We start from the raw sequence: 18,434 nt of genomic DNA on the forward strand, positions 1-18,434 counted from the left end.
GTTTCTTTATCGGTAGATGCGTGCGACAGCTATCGAGCCGGGGCGCGCAAAAATCTTCGCTCGATTCTACTTGAATGTAGAAATAGTTAATAGCCACAGCGCTGGTACACGTGTAAGAGGAATTGTGCAGACGCTGCTGGACGCGACACTGAGTGGGGTTACAATGCGGTCTTATACCTGGGGAATCAGCCCGGTAATTACAAGCCACAGGTGAAGAATTGAAGGTGTGTTGTGACTGATGACTCGCGATTTGAGGAGCTTAGCCGCTGGGTGGGGCAGGTTTTGGAAATGCACTCATCTGCGGAGCTGCTCAAGCTTGCCGGCGATGCAGGATTTCGACGCTATTTTCGCACAGACACCAAGCCGAGTTTGATTGCAGTTGACTCTCCACCGGAGTACACCAAGCCAGGCCACTTTGTGGCCATTGCTGATTATCTGCGTCGCAACGGTATCCATACGCCGATGGTGGTCTCGGCAGATACGACCAATGGCTATCTTCTCTTGGAGGATCTTGGCGATACCCAGTTATTTGGTGTACTAAATAACGATAGTGTCGAGGGCCTCTATGCCGAGGTGATGAGTGAGTTGTTGTGTCTGCAACAGATACCCAGAGACGAAACACTTTTTCCCAATTATGACGCAGAATTGCTTCTGACAGAGATGCGTATTATGCCTGAGTGGTTGGCGGGTAAGCTGCTAGGCCATCAGCTTTCAGCAAAGGAAATGGAGCTGATTGAAGATACCTTCCAATTGCTATTGGATAATGCAGCCAACCAGCCACATACCCTGGTTCATCGTGATTACCACAGCCGGAATCTGATGATACGGAAAGGAGAGAGGCCGGGGATTGTGGATTTCCAGGATGCGGTTTGGGGCCCTATCACTTACGACCTGGTTTCGCTGTTACGGGATTGCTATATACGCTGGCCCCGGGAACGGGTTGAACGCTGGGTATTCGCTTACGCAGCTACTGCAGAAGCCGCCGGAGTGATGGAACCTGTGGACCCTGAAAGGTTCTTACGATGGTTCGACTGGATGGGGCTGCAGCGTCATATTAAAGTACTTGGCCTGTTTCCACGCTTGTCGCTTCGCGATGGCAAACAGGGGTACCTGAGTAATCTCTCCCTGGTTATTCGTTATGTACTGGAAACAGCTGGTCGCTATTCTGAACTGAAGCCCTTTGGCGATTGGTTTGCCGACCAGTTATTGCCGTTGATCGAACAGCAGCCCTGGTATAGTGACTACCGAAGTGCTGGGAACTCGCTCAGGTAAGCTGTAAAAATTGTATAGATTAATTTGATGACCCACCCAAAAGAGACCTCTCCAACTACCGCCATGGTCCTGGCTGCAGGCTTCGGGCGCCGTATGCGCCCGCTGACTGACCAGACGCCAAAGCCCTTACTACCTGTAGCAGGAAAACCGCTGATTGAGCACGCCCTGGAGCGCCTTCAAAGTATTGGTATCCAGCGGGTGGTTATTAATCTTGGTTATCTTGGCCATAAGATTAGGAGCTGCCTTGGTAGTGGTGAACGTTGGGGAATGGATATCCAGTATTCGGTTGAGCATGAAGAGAGGCCGCTCGAAACTGCCGGCGGTATTATCAATGCTATGTCACTCTTGGGTGAGGCCCCTTTCCTGGTGGTCAATGGGGATGTCTGGTGTGACTTCGATCTTTCCCAATGGATAACCCACCCTTTACCCAAGAGTTGCCCCGGGCGGTTATTGATGGTGCCCAACCCCCCCCATAATCCTGAAGGTGACTTTGGGATTGAGGATGGGTTGCTATCAGGAACTGCCAAGCCCCGCTATACCTTTGCCGGAATTAGCTGGTTGCGCCCGGAAATACTTACTCACTATCCAAAGATGCGTGAGTGTTTTGGCCTCGGGGAGGTGTTCACTTTTAACGAAGACAAATTACAGGCGGAGTTATATCAGGGGGACTGGTGCGATGTGGGGACTCCTGAGCGCCTGGATCGATTGCACCGCCGCTTAACCGCGGAAAACTGATTTACTTAAGGATATTGAGATGTCTGATTACAAAATTGCTCCATCCATTCTCTCCGCCGATTTCGCGCGATTGGGAGAAGAGGTGGACAATGTGTTGGCGGCCGGTGCCGACTGGGTGCACTTCGATGTGATGGACAACCATTATGTGCCCAATCTGACCATAGGTCCGATGGTATGCCAAGCACTGCGTAAGCACGGTGTCCAGGCGCCTATTGATGTACATCTTATGGTTGAGCCCGTGGACGATATGATTCGCATGTTCGCGGATACGGGCGCAACCTATATCACATTTCACCCCGAGGCCTCCCGCCACCCAGACCGCTCTCTGCAGTTAATTCGCAGTTTGGGATGTAAGGCGGGCTTGGTATTTAACCCGGCTACCAGCCTTGATGCCGCCAAATATGTGATGGATAAGCTGGATATGATCCTTTTGATGTCAGTTAATCCGGGCTTTGGTGGCCAGAAATTTATTCCGGCCACCCTGGAAAAGCTGCGTGAGGCACGACAATTGATCGATGCTAGTGGCTATGATATACGCCTGGAAATCGATGGCGGAGTTAACCGGGATAATATTGCAGAAATTGCCGCCGCAGGTGCAGATACTTTCGTAGCGGGCTCTGCCATTTTCAATACATCGGACTACGCTGAGGTGATCGGCGCTATGCGCAAGAGCCTGCCTTGATAAAAACCTGGCGGGTAACCCCTTGCCCGCCGCATACGGGATTTGTAAACTTGTGCGCCTGCACTGAGGGAATTTCCGTGAATCACACTATCCCCACAACAACCAGCTGGCGATGGCGCCACTGATCCGCTAAGGCCAATTTGGTAGCTGCTACCATTCCGGCCACCTTTCCTGTGGGCGCTATCTATACTCTGGCGCCAACCTAAAAAACGCAAAATAGACCGGAGTCTCTATGACCCCAAGCGAATACGCCCAACTTGTGTCTGCGGGCTACAACCGCATACCGCTGGTGCGCCGAGTGCTGGCTGATATTGAAACACCTTTGTCCACTTACCTGAAACTTGCAGCTGGGCGTTACAGTTACCTGCTTGAGTCGGTGCAGGGGGGAGAGAAGTGGGGACGATATTCTATTATCGGTTTGCCAGCACGTACCGTCCTACGAGTGAGTGGTAACGAAGTAACTATTGAGCGGGATGGCGAAGTAGTAGAAAGCCACGCCTCGGAAGACCCCCTGACGTTTGTAGAAGAATTCCAACAGTGCTATCGGGTGCCGGAGCTACCTGACCTACCGCGTTTCAATGGCGGTCTTGTTGGTTACTTTGGTTACGATTGCGTGCGCTATATAGAGCCCCGTCTGGCGCACAGTATGCCAGTAGATACTCTGGGTAACCCGGATATTCTATTGATGGTCAGTGATGAGCTGGTAGTTTTCGATAACCTCGCCGGTGCAGTTATTTTTATTGTGCATGCAGATCCAATGCAAAAAGATGCATATGAACATGCCCAGAAACGTCTCGACCAACTTGTTACTCGTCTGGCGGAGCCTTTACCAAATACGGTACCCCTGGACCTGGATGGTAAAGGCATAGAGGAAAGTGCATTTCACTCTCATTTTGGAGAAGAAAATTTCAAGCAGGCCGTAAGACGGGTCAAGGAATATGTACTGGCTGGGGATGTTATGCAGGTGGTGCCGTCGCAGCGCCTGTCTGCCCCGTTCGATGCACCGCCGCTGAACTTTTATCGCGCCTTGCGCAGCCTGAACCCCTCTCCTTATATGTATTTTCTGGACCTTGGCGACCATCAGGTGGTGGGCTCGAGCCCCGAAATCCTGGTGCATCTGGAAGAGGGGGAGATGACAGTACGGCCACTGGCTGGAACCCGCCGCCGGGGGGCCTCAGAAGAGGAGGACCGGGCTTTGGAGCGGGAATTGCTGGCCGATCCTAAGGAGCGGGCGGAGCACCTGATGCTTATTGACCTTGGCCGTAATGATGTGGGCAGGGTGGCGGCAACCGGCAGTGTGCAGGTGACCGAGCAGATGGTTGTAGAGCGCTACTCCCATGTAATGCATATCACTTCTAATGTAACAGGCCAACTGAGGGATGGTCTCTCAGGTATGGATGCGCTACGCGCGGCCCTACCGGCCGGCACTTTGTCCGGGGCGCCGAAGATTCGGGCTATGGAGATCATTGATGAATTGGAGCCTGAAAAGCGGGGTATCTACGGTGGTGCGGTAGGCTATTTGGCATGGAATGGCAATATGGATACCGCTATTGCTATCCGCACAGCGGTAATCAAGGATGGTCAGTTATTTATCCAGGCCGGCGCCGGTCTGGTCGCTGATTCCGATCCCCAGTCAGAATGGGATGAAACCATGAATAAAGCCCGCGCGCTTTTCCGAGCGGCGGGCATGGCTTTGGCCAGTAGTAGTAAAGATGTAAAGACCGAGAACAATGAGCGAAGTTAGTATTCCCCAAAAACCTAACCTGGCGTTACGTTGCCAGAAAATTGTCGAAGCCCCGCTGTTTAATCAGGTGATCATCGGCATGATCCTGCTAAACGGTATTGCAGTGGGATTAGAAACCTCAAATTGGGTAGTGGAACGCTTTGGTGCACTATTGGGGGGTATTAACCAGATGGTACTTGGCGCTTTCATTCTGGAGGCGCTGATAAAAATTGCTGCCCATGGCTCGCGTCCCTGGCGTTACTTCTCCAGTGGCTGGAACTGCTTTGACTTCACTATTATTGCTCTCAGCTTAATACCGGCGGCCGGGCCGCTAGCTACCCTGGCGCGTCTGGTGCGGGTATTGAGAGTATTGCGCCTGGTCTCGGCCTTCCCTGAATTGCGCACTCTGGTGGATACCTTGTTGCGCAGTCTGCCAAGTATGTTGCACATAGCATTGCTGATGGGGATTATTTTTTATATTTATGGAGTGGCGGGTTATTTCCTGTTTCACGATGTGGATCCGACCCATTGGCGTAGCCTGCCGATTGCGCTGCTGAGTCTATTCCGCATTGTGACTTTTGAGGATTGGACCGACATTATGTATACGGCCATGGATGCGATGCCTTGGGCCTGGGTCTACTTTATCAGCTTCGTGGTAATGGGTGCTTTCGTAATGATCAACCTGTTTATCGGAGTGGTACTTAATAACCTGGAAGAGGCCAAACTGCGGCGTATGGATGAGCTGTGCCTACCACCAAGCCAAACTGAAATCCTGCGCGAATTGCGCGCTACCCAGGCATCGCTAGCGCGTCTGCAAAAGCGCATGGAAGCGACTACTAATGTTTCTGAGGCTAAGGGAGCCGGACAATGATTTTAATGATCGACAATTACGACTCCTTTACCTGGAATGTGGTGCAGTACCTGGAGGAGTTGGGTGCAGAAGTCGTGGTTAAGCGTAACGATGAAGTCACTCTGGAGGAAATCGAGCAGATGGCCCCTGAGAAAATTGTTATTTCACCGGGGCCCTGCACACCCAACGAAGCGGGAATATCCCTTGAGGCGATCAGGCACTTTGCTGGACGCACTCCTATCCTGGGAATTTGCCTGGGCCACCAGAGTATTGGTCAGGTTTTTGGTGGCAGGGTAGTGCGTGCGGGTCAGGTTATGCATGGAAAAACCTCGCCTATAGTGCACAACAATCTGGGGGTGTTTCACGGTCTGTCCAACCCCTTCGAGGCGACGCGCTATCACTCCCTGGTTGTGGAAAAAAGCAGTCTTCCTGAGTGCCTTGAGGTTACAGCCTGGACCGAGACAGAAGCCGGAGAGATTGATGAGATTATGGGGCTTCGCCACCGCGAGTTGGCGATAGAGGGTGTGCAATTTCACCCTGAGTCAATTCTCACCATGCATGGCCACGATATGTTAAGGAATTTTATTGAGTCCTGATATCTAAGGGCAAATGTCGCGGGGCCTTGGTCCCGATTGAATAAATTAGCGAGCAGGGCAAAGGGGACACCATGAATATCCAACAAGCCATAGCGAAACTGGTGGATGGAGAGCACCTCACCCGTGCGGAAATGCGCGAAACTGTGGGCCAGATAATGCGAGGCGAGACTCAGGAGGCACAAATAGGTGCGTTACTGATAGCCCTGCGCATTCGCGGTGAAACTGTTGATGAGATTGTCGGCGCAGTGGAAACCATGCGTGAGTTGGCAACAAAAGTAAACCTGAACCTGGACAATACGGTGGATATTGTCGGTACCGGCGGTGATGGTGCAAATCTCTTTAATGTATCCAGTGCCAGTAGTTTTGTGGCAGCAGCAGCGGGGGCCAAAGTAGCCAAACACGGCAATCGCTCGGTGTCCTCCAGCAGCGGTTCGGCAGATCTGCTGGAGCGGGCTGGAGTTTATTTGGAATTAAGCCCTGAGCAAATGGCGCGTTGCGTTGAGACTATTGGGATTGGTTTTATGTTTGCCCCTAGTTTCCACAGCGCTGTACGTCATGTCGGGCCTGCACGCAAAGCACTGGGTTTGCGTACTATTTTTAATTTGCTCGGCCCTTTGACTAACCCTGCAGGAGTCACCCGCAAGGTGATAGGTGTTTATGAAAAACGCTATTGCCGTTTGCTGGCAGAAGTTTTGCAGCGGCTGGGCTCCGAGCATGTACTGGTATTACATAGTGAAGATGGTCTGGATGAGGCCAGTATTGCTGCAGATACTCATGCGGTGGAACTTAAAGATGGCACCATTAATGAGTTTACCCTTACCCCTGAGGATTTCTCTATTGAGCGCCGCGATCTGAGTGGCCTGATCGTATCGGGTTCGCAGGAGTCTTTGGCGCTAATTCGCGATGCCTTGGGTAAGCGCGAAACCGAAGCAGGGCAGAAAGCTGCCGATATTATTGCCCTCAACGCCGGTCTCGCCATTTATGTGAGTGGTGTAGCCGGTAGTGCAGAACAGGGAATTGCCATGGCGCAGGATGCCATCGACAGTGGCCTGGCTGCGGAAAAAATGAATGATCTGGCCGCTTTTACCAGCGCCTTTCGCCCCGAGGAAGTAAAGTCGTGAGTACGCCAACAATTTTAAAAACCATAATTGAGCGCAAATGGCAGGAAGTGGCTGAGCGCAAATCTCAGTGCGGTCTGGAGACAATGCGGCTGAGAGCACAGGACCAGCCGCCGGTGCGGGGGTTTGTTGATGCTTTAGAGCGCAAAATTAATGGGGGCGAAGCTGCAGTGATTGCCGAGATCAAAAAGGCATCGCCCAGTAAAGGTGTTATCCGCGAGGATTTCCTACCGGCGGAAATAGCGACCAGCTATGAAAAAGGCGGGGCTGCCTGTTTGTCGGTGCTTACCGATATCGATTTTTTCCAGGGGGCAGACAGCTATTTACAGCAGGCGCGTAATGCAGTGCGCCTGCCGGTGTTGCGTAAAGATTTTACTGTGGACCCTTTTCAAGTCTACGAGGCCCGGGCAATCGGTGCCGACTGTATACTATTAATTGCCGCTTGCCTGGATGACCAGCAGATGCAGGACTTGAACAGTTTGGCCCTGGAATTGGGCTTGGATGTATTGGTGGAAGTGCACAATCGTTTGGAGCTGGAACGTGCGCTGGTGCTGCCAAATCGCTTGATTGGTATTAATAATCGCAACCTGCATACGTTTGAAGTTCAGCTGGAAAACACGTTTAAATTGCTCGATCTGATTCCAGAGAATCGGATTGTGGTCACTGAAAGTGGAATTCACACCACTGACGATGTTGCGGCCATGCGCGGCCACAATGTCAATACATTCCTGGTTGGGGAGGCATTTATGCGTGAGCAGGAACCCGGGCGCAAATTGATGGAAATGTTTAACTGAAGTGTAAGAACGAATTGTGATTACACTCACATAAAAAAGGGCGATCTTTGGATCGCCCTTTTTTATTAAGATGAGTAAGATTAACGTGTGCCGTAAACCACCATGGTTTTTCCTTTTACGGATACTAAACCTTGCTCTTCCAGGGTTTTTAGTACACGCCCAACCATTTCGCGGGAACAGCCTACAATCCGGCCGATTTCCTGGCGAGTAATTTTAATTTGCATCCCCTCTGGGTGAGTCATCGCATCTGGTTCATTGCACAGATCCAATAGGGTGCGTGCGACACGTCCAGTGACGTCTAGGAAGGCCAAATCGCCCACTTTGCGTGTGGTGTTGCGCAAGCGGCCGGCCATTTGAGTTGCCAGTGCGAAAAGGAATTCTGGGTGTTGGCGGGTGAGCTCCTGAAACTTGGTATAGGAGATTTCTGCTACCTCACATTCAGTCTTGGTGCGGACCCAAGCACTGCGGGTATCCTGATCGAACAGGCCCATTTCTCCGAAAAAGTCTCCATCATTCAGATAGGCGACGATCATTTCACGGCCTTCATCGTCCTCAATCAGAACAGTAACAGAACCGCGCATAATGAAATAAAGGGATTCACAGCGGTCGCCTGCATAGATAATCGTACTTTTGGCCGGGTAGCGACGCCGGTGGCAGTGGGCCAGAAAGTCTTCAATATTGCCGATAGTCATGGGGTCTTCGATAGCAACCGTCACGGATTTATTCCTCATTTTTTGTCTCGTGCCCTATCCCGGCTTTAGCAGCTGAGCACTATTGAATTATCGCGCGAAAAAAGAGTCCCCAACAGAGGCAGGCCACAGCAAAGTTCCGCATTGTGACCTGTGACACCCTGGCGCCGGTGGGATTGGACTCCAGAGCCGATCGGACGTTCACCGACGAGCTTTGAAATTGCACTGAAATACATTCCGCGCGGAGGCGTGGCTAACACTATACCGGAAATAGTAAGTCGTCGGGATAAACTTGTACGGTATGCTAAGCTTCGCGACTGGAATTTTTGTGGGAGTATGGCGATGCAGGGCAAGGTAACCTGGGTTAACGATTTAACCTTTGTCGGCGAGGCTGGCAGCGGTAATTCGATAGTCATGGAAGGTGGACGCACAAACAACGGCGTTCGCCCCATGGAAATGATTCTGCTCGGTGTTGGTGGTTGTGCCGCTTACGATGTGGTTTCTATATTACAAAAAGCCCGCCAGAACATTATTTCCTGTCATTGTGAGCTCAATGGAGTACGCCCTGATACGACACCGTCGCCATTTGAGCGGATCGAAATGGAATTTGTGGTGCGTGGCCGCGGTTTAAAAGAATCCCATGTAGCGCGGGCGGTGGAGCTGTCTGCGGAAAAATATTGCTCAGCTTCTATTATGCTGCGAAGCGCGGGTGTGGAAATAGTACATAGCTATCGAGTTGAAGAGGAATAAGGGGTGTTTTTAATCGGTCTGGGCATGGCAGGCTGGTGACTGCTGCCACCCAATATCCAGCCGGTGAATTCACTGGGTTTTTACTAGTACCCAGTGAATGCTCATTAGATTTTGTAACTGGCAGAAGTCATTACTTTGGCTACCAGTGACATTGCGCCCTTAACCGGAGCCGGGAATCGTTTGCCCCCCGCTGCCAGGGCTGCATGGGCGTGCTCATCCTCATCAATCAGCATTTGTTCCACAACCGCACGACTTTTTTTGTCCTGGGGTGGGAGTTGCTGCAAATGATTTCGCAAGTGTTTGCAAACCCGTTCTTCTGTTGCGGCGACAAACCCGAGGCTAATGCGGTCGCTAATTTTGCCAGCGGCGGCACCCAAGCCAAAAGACAGTCCGTACCAGAGGGGGTTAAGTAAACTGGGACGACTGTCCAGCTCCCTCAGCCGCTGCTCACACCAGGCCAAGTGATCAATTTCCTCATCGGCAGCGCGTTCCATCTCACCTCGTACCTCAGGTAGCTTGGCCGTGAGGGCCTGCCCTTGGTACAGGGCTTGGGCACATACTTCACCGCTGTGGTTGACACGCATCAGGCCGACAGAGTGACGGCGCTCGGTATCGCTGAACTCGGCCTCGGGCTCTTCTTTGGCTGGGGAGGGGCGTGTATGACAGGGTTCTCCCGGGCTCAAGGTGCGCAGTGCTCTATCAGCCTGAATGAGCAGGCGGTCCAGGCCGCTCAGGTTGCGTTCACTCATGTTCTACTGCTCCTCTATTACGGCAACTGCTGAGGCAGTCGCCGTAAGTGGCTTTTACTGCTTGTCACTAACAGTGGCTTCTTCTCTTTCGACAGCGCGGTAGCCGATATCTTTCCGGAAGAACACGCCGTCCCAGTAGATAGTCCGAGCTGATTCATAGGCATTTTCCTGGGCTTCGGCGACAGTATCTCCCAATGCTGTCGCGCACAGCACCCGGCCACCATTGGTGACTACGCGCTCACCATCCAGTGCGGTACCGGCGTGGAAGACCTTGGCGTTGTCACTGTCTGCTTTGTCCAGGCCGCTGATGGCATCGCCTTTGCGGTAGCTGCCGGGATATCCGTGCGCGGCAAGGACCACACCCAGGGCAGGGCGGGGGTCCCACTCAGCAGTGACGGTATCCAATTTATTGTCCAGAGCGGCCATGCACAGGTCGACCAGGTCCGACTTCAGGCGAATCATAATTGGCTGGGTTTCCGGGTCGCCAAAGCGGCAGTTGTACTCGATTACCTTCGGAGTACCGTCGCTATCGATCATCAGGCCGGCGTAAAGGAAACCGGTGTAAGGCGTACCCTCAGAAGCAAGACCTTTAACAGTGGGTTCGATTACTTCTTGCATAATGCGCTGGTAAATGGTGTCGGTCACTACCGGTGCCGGGGAGTAGGCACCCATACCGCCCGTATTGGGGCCGGTATCGCCATCGCCAACGCGCTTGTGATCCTGGCTGGTGGCCATCGGCAGGATATTTTCTCCGTCCACCATCACGATAAAGCTCGCTTCCTCACCCTGGAGGAACTCCTCGATAACCACGCGGCAGCCGGCTTCACCAAAGGCGTTTCCAGACAGCATATCGCGTACAGCGAGCTCAGCCTGCTCTTCGGTTTCGGCAACGATCACCCCCTTGCCTGCAGCCAAGCCGTCGGCTTTAACTACGATGGGCGCGCCGCGCTCGCGAATGTAGGCAACCGCCGGCTCCACTTCGGTGAAATTGCGGTAGGCAGCGGTGGGGATTTTGTGGCGCTCGAGAAAGTCCTTGGTAAAGGCTTTGGAGCCCTCCAGTTGGGAAGCGCCTTTACTGGGGCCAAAAATGGCGAGGCCACGGGCATTAAAGAAATCGACAACACCCTCTACCAGCGGCGCTTCCGGGCCGACAATCGTTAGTTCTACGCCGTTTTCCTCGGCGAAATCTGCCAGGGCGGCGAAGTTATCCACACCGATTGCGATATTTTCCAGCTTGGGTTCGCGGGCAGTGCCGGCGTTGCCCGGGGCAACATAGACGGTACCGACATTTGGGTTTTGCGCTGCTTTCCACGCCAGGGCGTGCTCGCGGCCACCTGATCCGATAACCAATACGTTCATTCTTAAATCCCCCCTAAGTCGACCGATCCGGTCCATTGCACAGGTTATAGGTGTGCTAGTTTAACGTGGAATTGATTCTGGGGCCTGAGTCTCGCCCCTGGATTCAAATGATTTGTGCAGGCTGGTAAGTATCGATACTTACCAGCCCGTTGATCATAGCCCGCAACAGTAAGCATTTGCGGGCGCACAATCTTAGTGGCGGAAGTGGCGCATACCGGTAAATACCATGGCCATATTGTGCTCGTCCGCTGCGGCGATCACTTCTTCATCGCGCATGGAACCGCCGGGCTGGATGACCGCCTGGATTCCCACAGCGGCAGCATTATCGATGCCGTCGCGGAAGGGGAAGAAGGCATCGGAAGCCATAACGGACCCTGCAACGGCGAGACCGGCGTGCTCGGCCTTGATCGCGGCGATGCGTGCGGAGTTTACGCGGCTCATCTGGCCCGCGCCCACACCCACGGTGCGACCGTCCTTGCCGTATACGATGGCATTGGATTTTACGAATTTGGCCACTTTCCAGGTAAACAGCAGATCGCGGATTTCTTCTTCAGTGGGCTGGCGCTTGGAGACTACTTTCAGGTCGGCAGCGGTGATCAGGCCGTCGTCGCGGTCCTGAACCAGCAGGCCGCCATTAACGCGCTTGTAGTCCAGTGCCGGGGTGCGCTCGCTGCTCCACTGGCCGCATACCAGCAGGCGCAGGTTCTTCTTCTCGGCAATGGCCTGTTTGGCCTCTTCGGAGACTGACGGTGCGATAATGACTTCAACAAACTGTCGCTCGACGATCGCGCGGGCAGTGGCGCCATCGAGTTCCCGGTTGAAGGCGATGATACCGCCAAAGGCGGATTCGCTGTCGGTAGCGAAAGCCAGGTCGTAGGCCTTGTGAATATCTTCAGCAATCGCCACACCGCAGGGATTGGCGTGTTTGACGATCACGCAAGCGGGGTGTTCGAAGGACTTCACGCACTCCAGCGCGGCATCGGTATCGGCGATATTGTTGTAGGACAGCTCTTTGCCCTGCAGCTGGGTGGCAGTGGAAATACTGGCCTCAGCTGGGTTGGCTTCGGTATAGAAAGCGGATTTCTGGTGCGGGTTCTCACCGTAGCGCAGGTCCAGCTTCTTGATGAATTGGCTGTTGTAGGTACACGGGAACAACTGCTTTTCTTCGCCTTTAATGGCGCCCAGGTAATTGGCAATAGCGCCGTCATAGCCCGCCGTGTGCTCAAAGGCTTTTACCGCCAGGTCAAAGCGGCTGGCGTGGCTCAAGGTGCCATCGTTAGCTTTCATTTCTTCGATGATGTGGCCGTAATCGCTGGCATTGACCACGATAGTGACATCTTTGTGGTTCTTGGCGGCAGCGCGAACCATGGTGGGGCCGCCGATATCGATATTCTCGATAGCGTCTTCGAGGGAACAGTCGGGCTTGGCAACGGTTTGAGCGAAGGGGTAGAGGTTAACCACCACCATATCGATCGGGGTGATACCGTGCTCGCCCATGATGGCATCATCGGTACCACGGCGCCCCAGAATGCCGCCGTGTACTTTCGGGTGCAGAGTTTTGACACGGCCGTCCATCATTTCAGGGAAACCGGTGTAGTCGGAAACTTCTACCACGGGAATACCCGCTTCCTTGAGCTGGCGGTGGGTTCCGCCGGTGGAAAGAATCTCAACCCCCATTGCGGAGAGCTGTTGAGCGAACTCTACAATGCCACTCTTGTCAGAGACACTAATTAGAGCGCGGCGGATGGAAACCTTGTCTGTCATTGCACTTGATCCAACTGGTTTTCGAAAAGGATGTTTAAAGGGTTTTAGCGGTTGTCCACTGTGGCAACAAAAACGCTGCCGGGAAAATAGCGAAGGGGGATGAGTTACCTCATCCCCCTTCAATATTTCGCTCGGTGGGAAGCTTACAGCAGGCCGTAGCGCTTCAGCTTCTTGCGCAGGGTGCCACGGTTGAGACCCAGTAATTGCGCGGCGCGGGTCTGGTTGTGGCGGGTGTATTTCATCACCACTTCGAGCATGGGCGCTTCGATCTCCGACAGCACCATGTCGTAGACATCGGTTACCATCTGGCCATCCAGGTGGCGGAAGTAGTTCTCCATTGCGTGCTCGACGGCATCGCGCAGGGACTGCTGCTGTGGCTGTGCCAGTTGAGTCTGCCCCCTGGAGGATACTTCTTCATTGCCAGTATCCGGAATCAATACTTCGTTATTCATGCCGCTTGTGCCCCTCTCGTTATTCGGCGTTCAAACCACTCGTGAACGCTGGCATGTTGTACTTCTGCACTCTCTATTTGGAAAAAGGTCTTGCGGAAGGACTCGCTATCCGCGAGCGTCTTCAAGTACCAGCCCACATGTTTGCGGGCGATACGGACCCCCATCACCTCACCGTAGAATCGGTGTAGTTCGCCCAAATGGGCGAGCAAAATATTCCTGACTTCATCCAATGTCGGTCCGGGTAGCCGCTCGCCAGTGGCGAGATAGTGGGCTATTTCCCGAAAAATCCATGGTCGTCCCTGTGCTGCACGGCCAATCATGACCGCTGATGCGCCAGTGTAATCGAGCACTTCTTGGGTTCTCTCGGCACTGGTGATGTCGCCATTGGCAAAAACCGGGATCTTCACCCTGGATACAATTTCGGCAATGGTATCGAATTCAGCCCGTCCGTGGTAGCCACAGGCACGAGTACGACCGTGTACCGCTAGAGCGGCAATCCCGGAATCCTCGGCCATCTTGGCTACAGTGACGCCATTGCGGGAATCCGGACACCAGCCGGTGCGGATCTTAAGGGTCACTGGGACGGAAACAGACTGGACTACAGCTTCAAGAATATCTGCAACCAGCTTTTCATCCCGCAGTAGGGCGGAGCCCGCTGCTTTTTTACACACCTTTTTTGCCGGGCAGCCCATATTGATATCGATAATCTGTGCGCCGCGACGCACGTTCTCCCGGGCGGCTTCCGCCATCATTTCGGGGTCACCACCGGCGATCTGTACCGATATCGGTGCCGTTTCTCCACCGTGGTCCAGGCGCAAGCGAGACTTGCGACTGTTCCATAAGCGTGTGTCCGAGGTCACCATTTCCGATACCACCAAACCAGCGCCGAGTTTTCGGCACAGCTGGCGGAAAGGGCGGTCGGTGACACCGGCCATGGGCGCCAGAATTACCGGGTTGTCGATAATATAGGGGCCAATGGCAGTAGACACGGTAGCTCCATTTGGGCTGTAAGAAGGACATCTCGGGCCCCGGCAAAAGAGCCGCCTATGATAGCGGCTGGCCCGATAATGGCAAAGCGAAAAAGCGGGCAATTTGATCGAACTCTATCCGTTTAGCCTGCAGAGTGTGCAATTTATGTGGCTTTTTGTGCCAGTTAACCTCTTTTGTTGGCGCACAATTATTTTTTACGGAGTGATTTTCATCTCATAATTTACTGCTTCAGCGCCTGGATCTACCACCTCAATAGCAATGTGTACAGGGCTGTCCTGAGGCATCAACCTGCGACCGGCCAGCTCCCCCTGCAAATATTCCAGGGGAGAAAATCGGCGGCTTGCGACATTACGATTTTTGAGGTCACTGAAATTCAATAGCAAGTTAGGGAAAGGCTGACCGTAATCAGCGGTATTGACCAGTACTGCATCCACTATCAGTGCGCCTTCCAACTGAGGATGGCTGCGCACCATCAGGTTGGTGGCTTGGATGGCGTTAAGGTCTCGGAGCTGGGGCAGCTTGCAACCGAGCAGTGGACATGCGGAAGCATAGATATTGCGCCAGGGTTGTTTTTTGCTGAGGGTGTCAAACTTGAAGTAGGCAATCTGGGCCAGCAATGTGGTGGTCAGCAGCGGTAGTAGCACCCACCAGACCCAAGATGGCATAACTTTCTTTTGTGGTGTCACTCCCCAGGACATCTCCAGGGGGGCGGGCTGGATAGCGGATATCAATTGTTCCCGCTCGGGCTCTATTTCTGTGTCCGCATCGAGCTCCTCACCGGAAGCAAAAAAAGGTTCACGACGTCCATCTGGGGCACTGTTTTGGGTAACCGGGTTTTCTTGTACGGAGTCATCAGGAATTGTTGTTGGTCCAGGATCGAATGTATCCGCCCTCTCTGCTTGAGATTCGAGGGGGTGGTCCCATGGGTCGCGGTCCCTGAAATGATCGTTGTACGAAGATATATTGGAATTATTGTCGTTATTACTTACCGAGCGGTGATCGAAATCGGAGACATCATCCCAATCCGGCTTGAGGAAGGACTCTAGATCCTCTTCGGGCTCCTCATGAGCAGCCTCGTCCTGCAGTTCCTGCCACTCATTGTCGCCGAAGGCGTCACCGATCAGTGAATCGGAGTTCGGCTTCCTATCAGCGTTTTGGGCATTATCTGCTTCTATCGCTTGGGGACTCTTGTCTGCCTTTCCTGCTGGAGTGGTCTCCTGCTCCTCGGGCGGGGACGGCTCATCGTCATCCAGTTCGATATCGTCGTGGATTAAGAAGTCGTCATCTTCCAGCAGAGCTTCTAGGTCGTTGCGGGTATTGGTGTTCTCGTCATTAAAGACGATGTTTTCGTCAGCGCGAAAAACCTGCAGGCAGGAGCCGCAACGCACTGCGCCGCGGGCGGCGCGCAATTGCTGGTCATTGATGTGGAAAGAGGTGCTGCAGTGGGGACAGCGGGTTACCAGTTGAGACATTCGACTATGGCGTAGTTTATTTTGCAGTCAAGTTTATCAGCCTGCTCGGCCCCCGCGTAGTGGTGGTTAGCCTATTTAACAGATACGGGTTCCACTCAAGCGCACCCAGCCTTCATGCACTCCGTCTTCATCAAATTCGACGTTTTGTGTATAGGCGGCTTTTACTTGCTCTGCTTGGGATATAAGAATGCCGGAAAGACAGATGCGCCCGCCGACTCTGGTTAATTTGATCAGCTCGGCGGCGAGTTCTACAAGAGGACCTGCGAGGATATTTGCCAGCATTACATCCACGTTTTCCTGTGGCATTTGCTCGGGTAAGTACACAGGAAAACGCTGCGGATCGATACCGTTGCGTTTGGCGTTATCGCGGCTTGCGATCAGGGCCTGGGGGTCAATATCTGTGCCCATTGCCCGTTCAGCACCCAGCAGCAAGGTGCCGATGCCAAGGATGCCGGAACCGCAGCCAAAGTCGATAATGCTTTTGCCCTGTAAAGGCTCCTGAGCCAACCATTGTAAGCAGAGGTAAGTGGTGGGGTGGGTGCCAGTGCCGAAGGCGAGGCCGGGGTCGAGTAGCAGATTAACCGACTCGGGGTGGGGTGGCTCACACCAACTGGGGCAAATCCATAAGTTGTCGCCGCACTGAATCGGCTTGTAGTGCGTCATCCACTCCCGCTCCCAGTCCTTATCTTCCAGTTGCTCCCAGCGAACGTTGGGAAGCAGCTCGCATAGATAAGAGGCTGCCTTGGCTTCGGTGACGGTAGTGTCGATTTCGGCGTCGAACAGACCGGTAACACGGGTCTGGTCCCATAAGGGTACTTCGCCCAGGCCGGGTTCAAGAATAGGCTGGTCTGCGTTGTCCTGCAGGGTGACGGAGACGGCACCGGCAAATAGCAGTGCGTTTTCAATTTTTTCCGCTTGTGCGCGATTGGTATCGACACGGAGTTGTAGCCAGGGCATAGAGGTTCCGTAATGAGTAACTGCTGTGGTGGGTGGTAAGTCCACCCGATCCCTGCGACGGATCGCCGTCCATGGCGCTTGGGTTCGTCGTCTGACGCAATTCTCTCCGACTTTATCCCTGCTGGCGAGGGTTAGAGTCCCAGCTTTTTCTCCAGATAATGAATATTGACCCCGCCTTTGGCAAAGGCCTCATCCCGAACCAATTCTTCCTGCAGTGGGATATTGGTTTTAATGCCATCAATGACCAACTCGGAGAGAGCTACTCGCATGCGCGCGAGAGCGGTATCCCGATCCTCCGCGTAGGTGATTACCTTGGCGATCATCGAGTCGTAATTGGGCGGCACCGAATAACCAGAGTAAAGGTGAGAATCCACACGTACGCCGAGGCCGCCGGGCATATGGAAATTATTCACTTTACCGGGGCTAGGGAAGAAGGTTTGTGGGTCCTCTGCGTTGATTCGGCATTCGAAGGCATGGCCGCGAATTACTATATCTTCCTGCTTCAGGGAGAGTTTCTCTCCGGCGCAGACGCGAATCTGTTCTTTGATCAAGTCGATGCCAGTAACCATTTCGGTGACTGGATGCTCCACCTGGATACGGGTGTTCATTTCAATAAAGTAGAAACGTTCGTTCTCGTAGAGAAACTCGAAGGTGCCAGCACCGCGATAGCCGATATCGATACAAGCCTGCACACAGGAATCCAGCACCTGTTTGCGTACGGCATCGGGGATGCCAGGGGCTGGAGCTTCCTCCAAAACCTTTTGATGGCGGCGCTGCAGTGAGCAATCCCGGTCACCCAGATGTATGGCATTCCCCTGGCCGTCGGACATTACCTGAATTTCCACATGACGCGGATTTTGCAGGAATTTCTCCATATATACAGTGCCGTCGCCAAAAGCAGCCTGAGCTTCGGATTTGGTGACAGCAATGGCATTGACCAGATTATCCGGGCTCTCTACCACACGCATGCCGCGACCACCGCCGCCCGCAGCAGCCTTAATGATGACGGGGTAACCGATATTCTGTGCGATCTCGAGGCAGCGCTCGCTGTTGTCTGGTAGCGGACCATCAGAGCCGGGCACCGTGGGGACCCCCGCTTTTTTCATTGCGGCAATTGCGGATACTTTATCGCCCATCAGGCGAATAACATCTGGATCCGGGCCGATAAAGGTAAAACCGCTCTTCTGCACCTGCTCGGCGAAGTCGGCGTTTTCGGCCAGGAAGCCGTAACCTGGGTGCACGGCCACCGCATCGGTAATTTCCATGGCGGAAATTAGGGCTGGTATATTCAGGTAGCTCTGCGGGGATGGGTTGGGGCCTATACAGACAGATTCATCTGCTAGGCGCACATGCTTCAAGTTGCGGTCCACCAGGGAGTGCACCGCCACAGTGGCGATGCCCATCTCTTTACAGGCGCGCAAAACCCGCAGGGCAATTTCGCCGCGATTGGCGATCAGGATCTTGTCGAACATTGTGCCTACC

General features: G+C 53.6%; 18 protein-coding genes. 9 read left to right on the forward strand and 9 right to left on the reverse strand.

Annotated elements, in window-relative coordinates; translation table 11 throughout:
• Positions 1-231: 231 nt before the first annotated feature.
• The 8 genes from ACJJJB_RS21360 (at position 232) to trpC (ending at position 7,770) form a co-directional block, all read left to right on the forward strand.
• A complete protein-coding gene (locus ACJJJB_RS21360) occupies positions 232-1,272 on the forward strand; it encodes an aminoglycoside phosphotransferase family protein (RefSeq protein WP_445365465.1) in 1,041 nt (346 codons plus the stop codon).
• A 27-nt stretch (positions 1,273-1,299) separates the two neighbouring features.
• The gene (locus ACJJJB_RS21365) at positions 1,300-2,007 is read left to right on the forward strand and encodes a nucleotidyltransferase family protein (RefSeq protein WP_157533302.1); all 708 of its coding nucleotides are present in this window, start codon (positions 1,300-1,302) and stop codon (positions 2,005-2,007) included.
• A gap of 19 nt (positions 2,008-2,026) precedes the next feature.
• A complete protein-coding gene (rpe, locus tag ACJJJB_RS21370; protein WP_020411506.1) occupies positions 2,027-2,689 on the forward strand; it encodes a ribulose-phosphate 3-epimerase in 663 nt (220 codons plus the stop codon).
• Positions 2,690-2,921: 232 nt separating this feature from the next.
• On the forward strand, positions 2,922-4,433 hold the full coding sequence (gene trpE / locus ACJJJB_RS21375; RefSeq protein WP_445365466.1) for an anthranilate synthase component I: 1,512 nt from the start codon (positions 2,922-2,924) through the stop codon (positions 4,431-4,433).
• Positions 4,420-5,283, forward strand: coding sequence for an ion transporter (locus tag ACJJJB_RS21380; protein WP_445365467.1), 864 nt, complete (start codon positions 4,420-4,422; stop codon positions 5,281-5,283). Before trpE ends, ACJJJB_RS21380 begins: the two co-directional genes overlap by 14 nt.
• Positions 5,280-5,858, forward strand: coding sequence for an anthranilate synthase component II (locus ACJJJB_RS21385; protein WP_020411503.1), 579 nt, complete (start codon positions 5,280-5,282; stop codon positions 5,856-5,858). Before ACJJJB_RS21380 ends, ACJJJB_RS21385 begins: the two co-directional genes overlap by 4 nt.
• A gap of 71 nt (positions 5,859-5,929) precedes the next feature.
• Complete coding sequence (gene trpD / locus ACJJJB_RS21390; protein ID WP_020411502.1) at positions 5,930-6,979, forward strand: anthranilate phosphoribosyltransferase; 1,050 nt, start codon at positions 5,930-5,932, stop codon at positions 6,977-6,979.
• Complete coding sequence (gene trpC / locus ACJJJB_RS21395; RefSeq protein WP_282951770.1) at positions 6,976-7,770, forward strand: indole-3-glycerol phosphate synthase TrpC; 795 nt, start codon at positions 6,976-6,978, stop codon at positions 7,768-7,770. Before trpD ends, trpC begins: the two co-directional genes overlap by 4 nt.
• 80 nt (positions 7,771-7,850) lie before the next feature.
• Here trpC and crp read toward each other — a convergent pair whose 3' ends face one another.
• Entirely contained in the window at positions 7,851-8,501 is a 651-nt protein-coding gene (gene crp, locus ACJJJB_RS21400; RefSeq protein WP_051089460.1) for a cAMP-activated global transcriptional regulator CRP, read from the reverse strand.
• A gap of 300 nt (positions 8,502-8,801) precedes the next feature.
• On the opposite strand from crp, the gene ACJJJB_RS21405 reads away from it, so the two are divergent.
• A complete protein-coding gene (locus ACJJJB_RS21405) occupies positions 8,802-9,209 on the forward strand; it encodes an OsmC family protein (protein WP_020411499.1) in 408 nt (135 codons plus the stop codon).
• Between the two features lie 104 nt (positions 9,210-9,313).
• On the opposite strand, the gene coq7 is transcribed toward ACJJJB_RS21405, so the two are convergent.
• From coq7 to accC, 8 genes are all read right to left on the reverse strand, one after another.
• Positions 9,314-9,958 (reverse strand): 2-polyprenyl-3-methyl-6-methoxy-1,4-benzoquinone monooxygenase, encoded by a 645-nt coding sequence (gene coq7 / locus ACJJJB_RS21410; protein ID WP_445365468.1) that lies wholly within the window; start codon positions 9,956-9,958, stop codon positions 9,314-9,316.
• 54 nt (positions 9,959-10,012) lie between these two features.
• Positions 10,013-11,317, reverse strand: a complete 1,305-nt coding sequence (purD, locus tag ACJJJB_RS21415) for a phosphoribosylamine--glycine ligase (protein ID WP_020411497.1) — start codon at positions 11,315-11,317, stop codon at positions 10,013-10,015.
• 192 nt (positions 11,318-11,509) lie between these two features.
• Positions 11,510-13,081, reverse strand: a complete 1,572-nt coding sequence (gene purH, locus ACJJJB_RS21420) for a bifunctional phosphoribosylaminoimidazolecarboxamide formyltransferase/IMP cyclohydrolase (RefSeq protein WP_445366296.1) — start codon at positions 13,079-13,081, stop codon at positions 11,510-11,512.
• A gap of 143 nt (positions 13,082-13,224) precedes the next feature.
• On the reverse strand, positions 13,225-13,533 hold the full coding sequence (gene fis, locus ACJJJB_RS21425) for a DNA-binding transcriptional regulator Fis (protein WP_020411495.1): 309 nt from the start codon (positions 13,531-13,533) through the stop codon (positions 13,225-13,227).
• Positions 13,530-14,522: a tRNA dihydrouridine synthase DusB gene (gene dusB, locus ACJJJB_RS21430; RefSeq protein WP_445365469.1), complete on the reverse strand. Its 993-nt coding sequence runs from the start codon at positions 14,520-14,522 to the stop codon at positions 13,530-13,532. Before dusB ends, fis begins: the two co-directional genes overlap by 4 nt.
• A 195-nt stretch (positions 14,523-14,717) precedes the next feature.
• On the reverse strand, positions 14,718-15,995 hold the full coding sequence (locus tag ACJJJB_RS21435; RefSeq protein WP_444945769.1) for a DUF3426 domain-containing protein: 1,278 nt from the start codon (positions 15,993-15,995) through the stop codon (positions 14,718-14,720).
• 75 nt (positions 15,996-16,070) lie between these two features.
• Positions 16,071-16,952: a 50S ribosomal protein L11 methyltransferase gene (gene prmA / locus ACJJJB_RS21440; RefSeq protein WP_020411492.1), complete on the reverse strand. Its 882-nt coding sequence runs from the start codon at positions 16,950-16,952 to the stop codon at positions 16,071-16,073.
• A 131-nt stretch (positions 16,953-17,083) separates the two neighbouring features.
• Entirely contained in the window at positions 17,084-18,424 is a 1,341-nt protein-coding gene (gene accC / locus ACJJJB_RS21445; protein WP_020411491.1) for an acetyl-CoA carboxylase biotin carboxylase subunit, read from the reverse strand.
• Positions 18,425-18,434 lie beyond the last annotated feature (10 nt).

The sequence above is a fragment of the Microbulbifer variabilis genome (assembly GCF_052468405.1).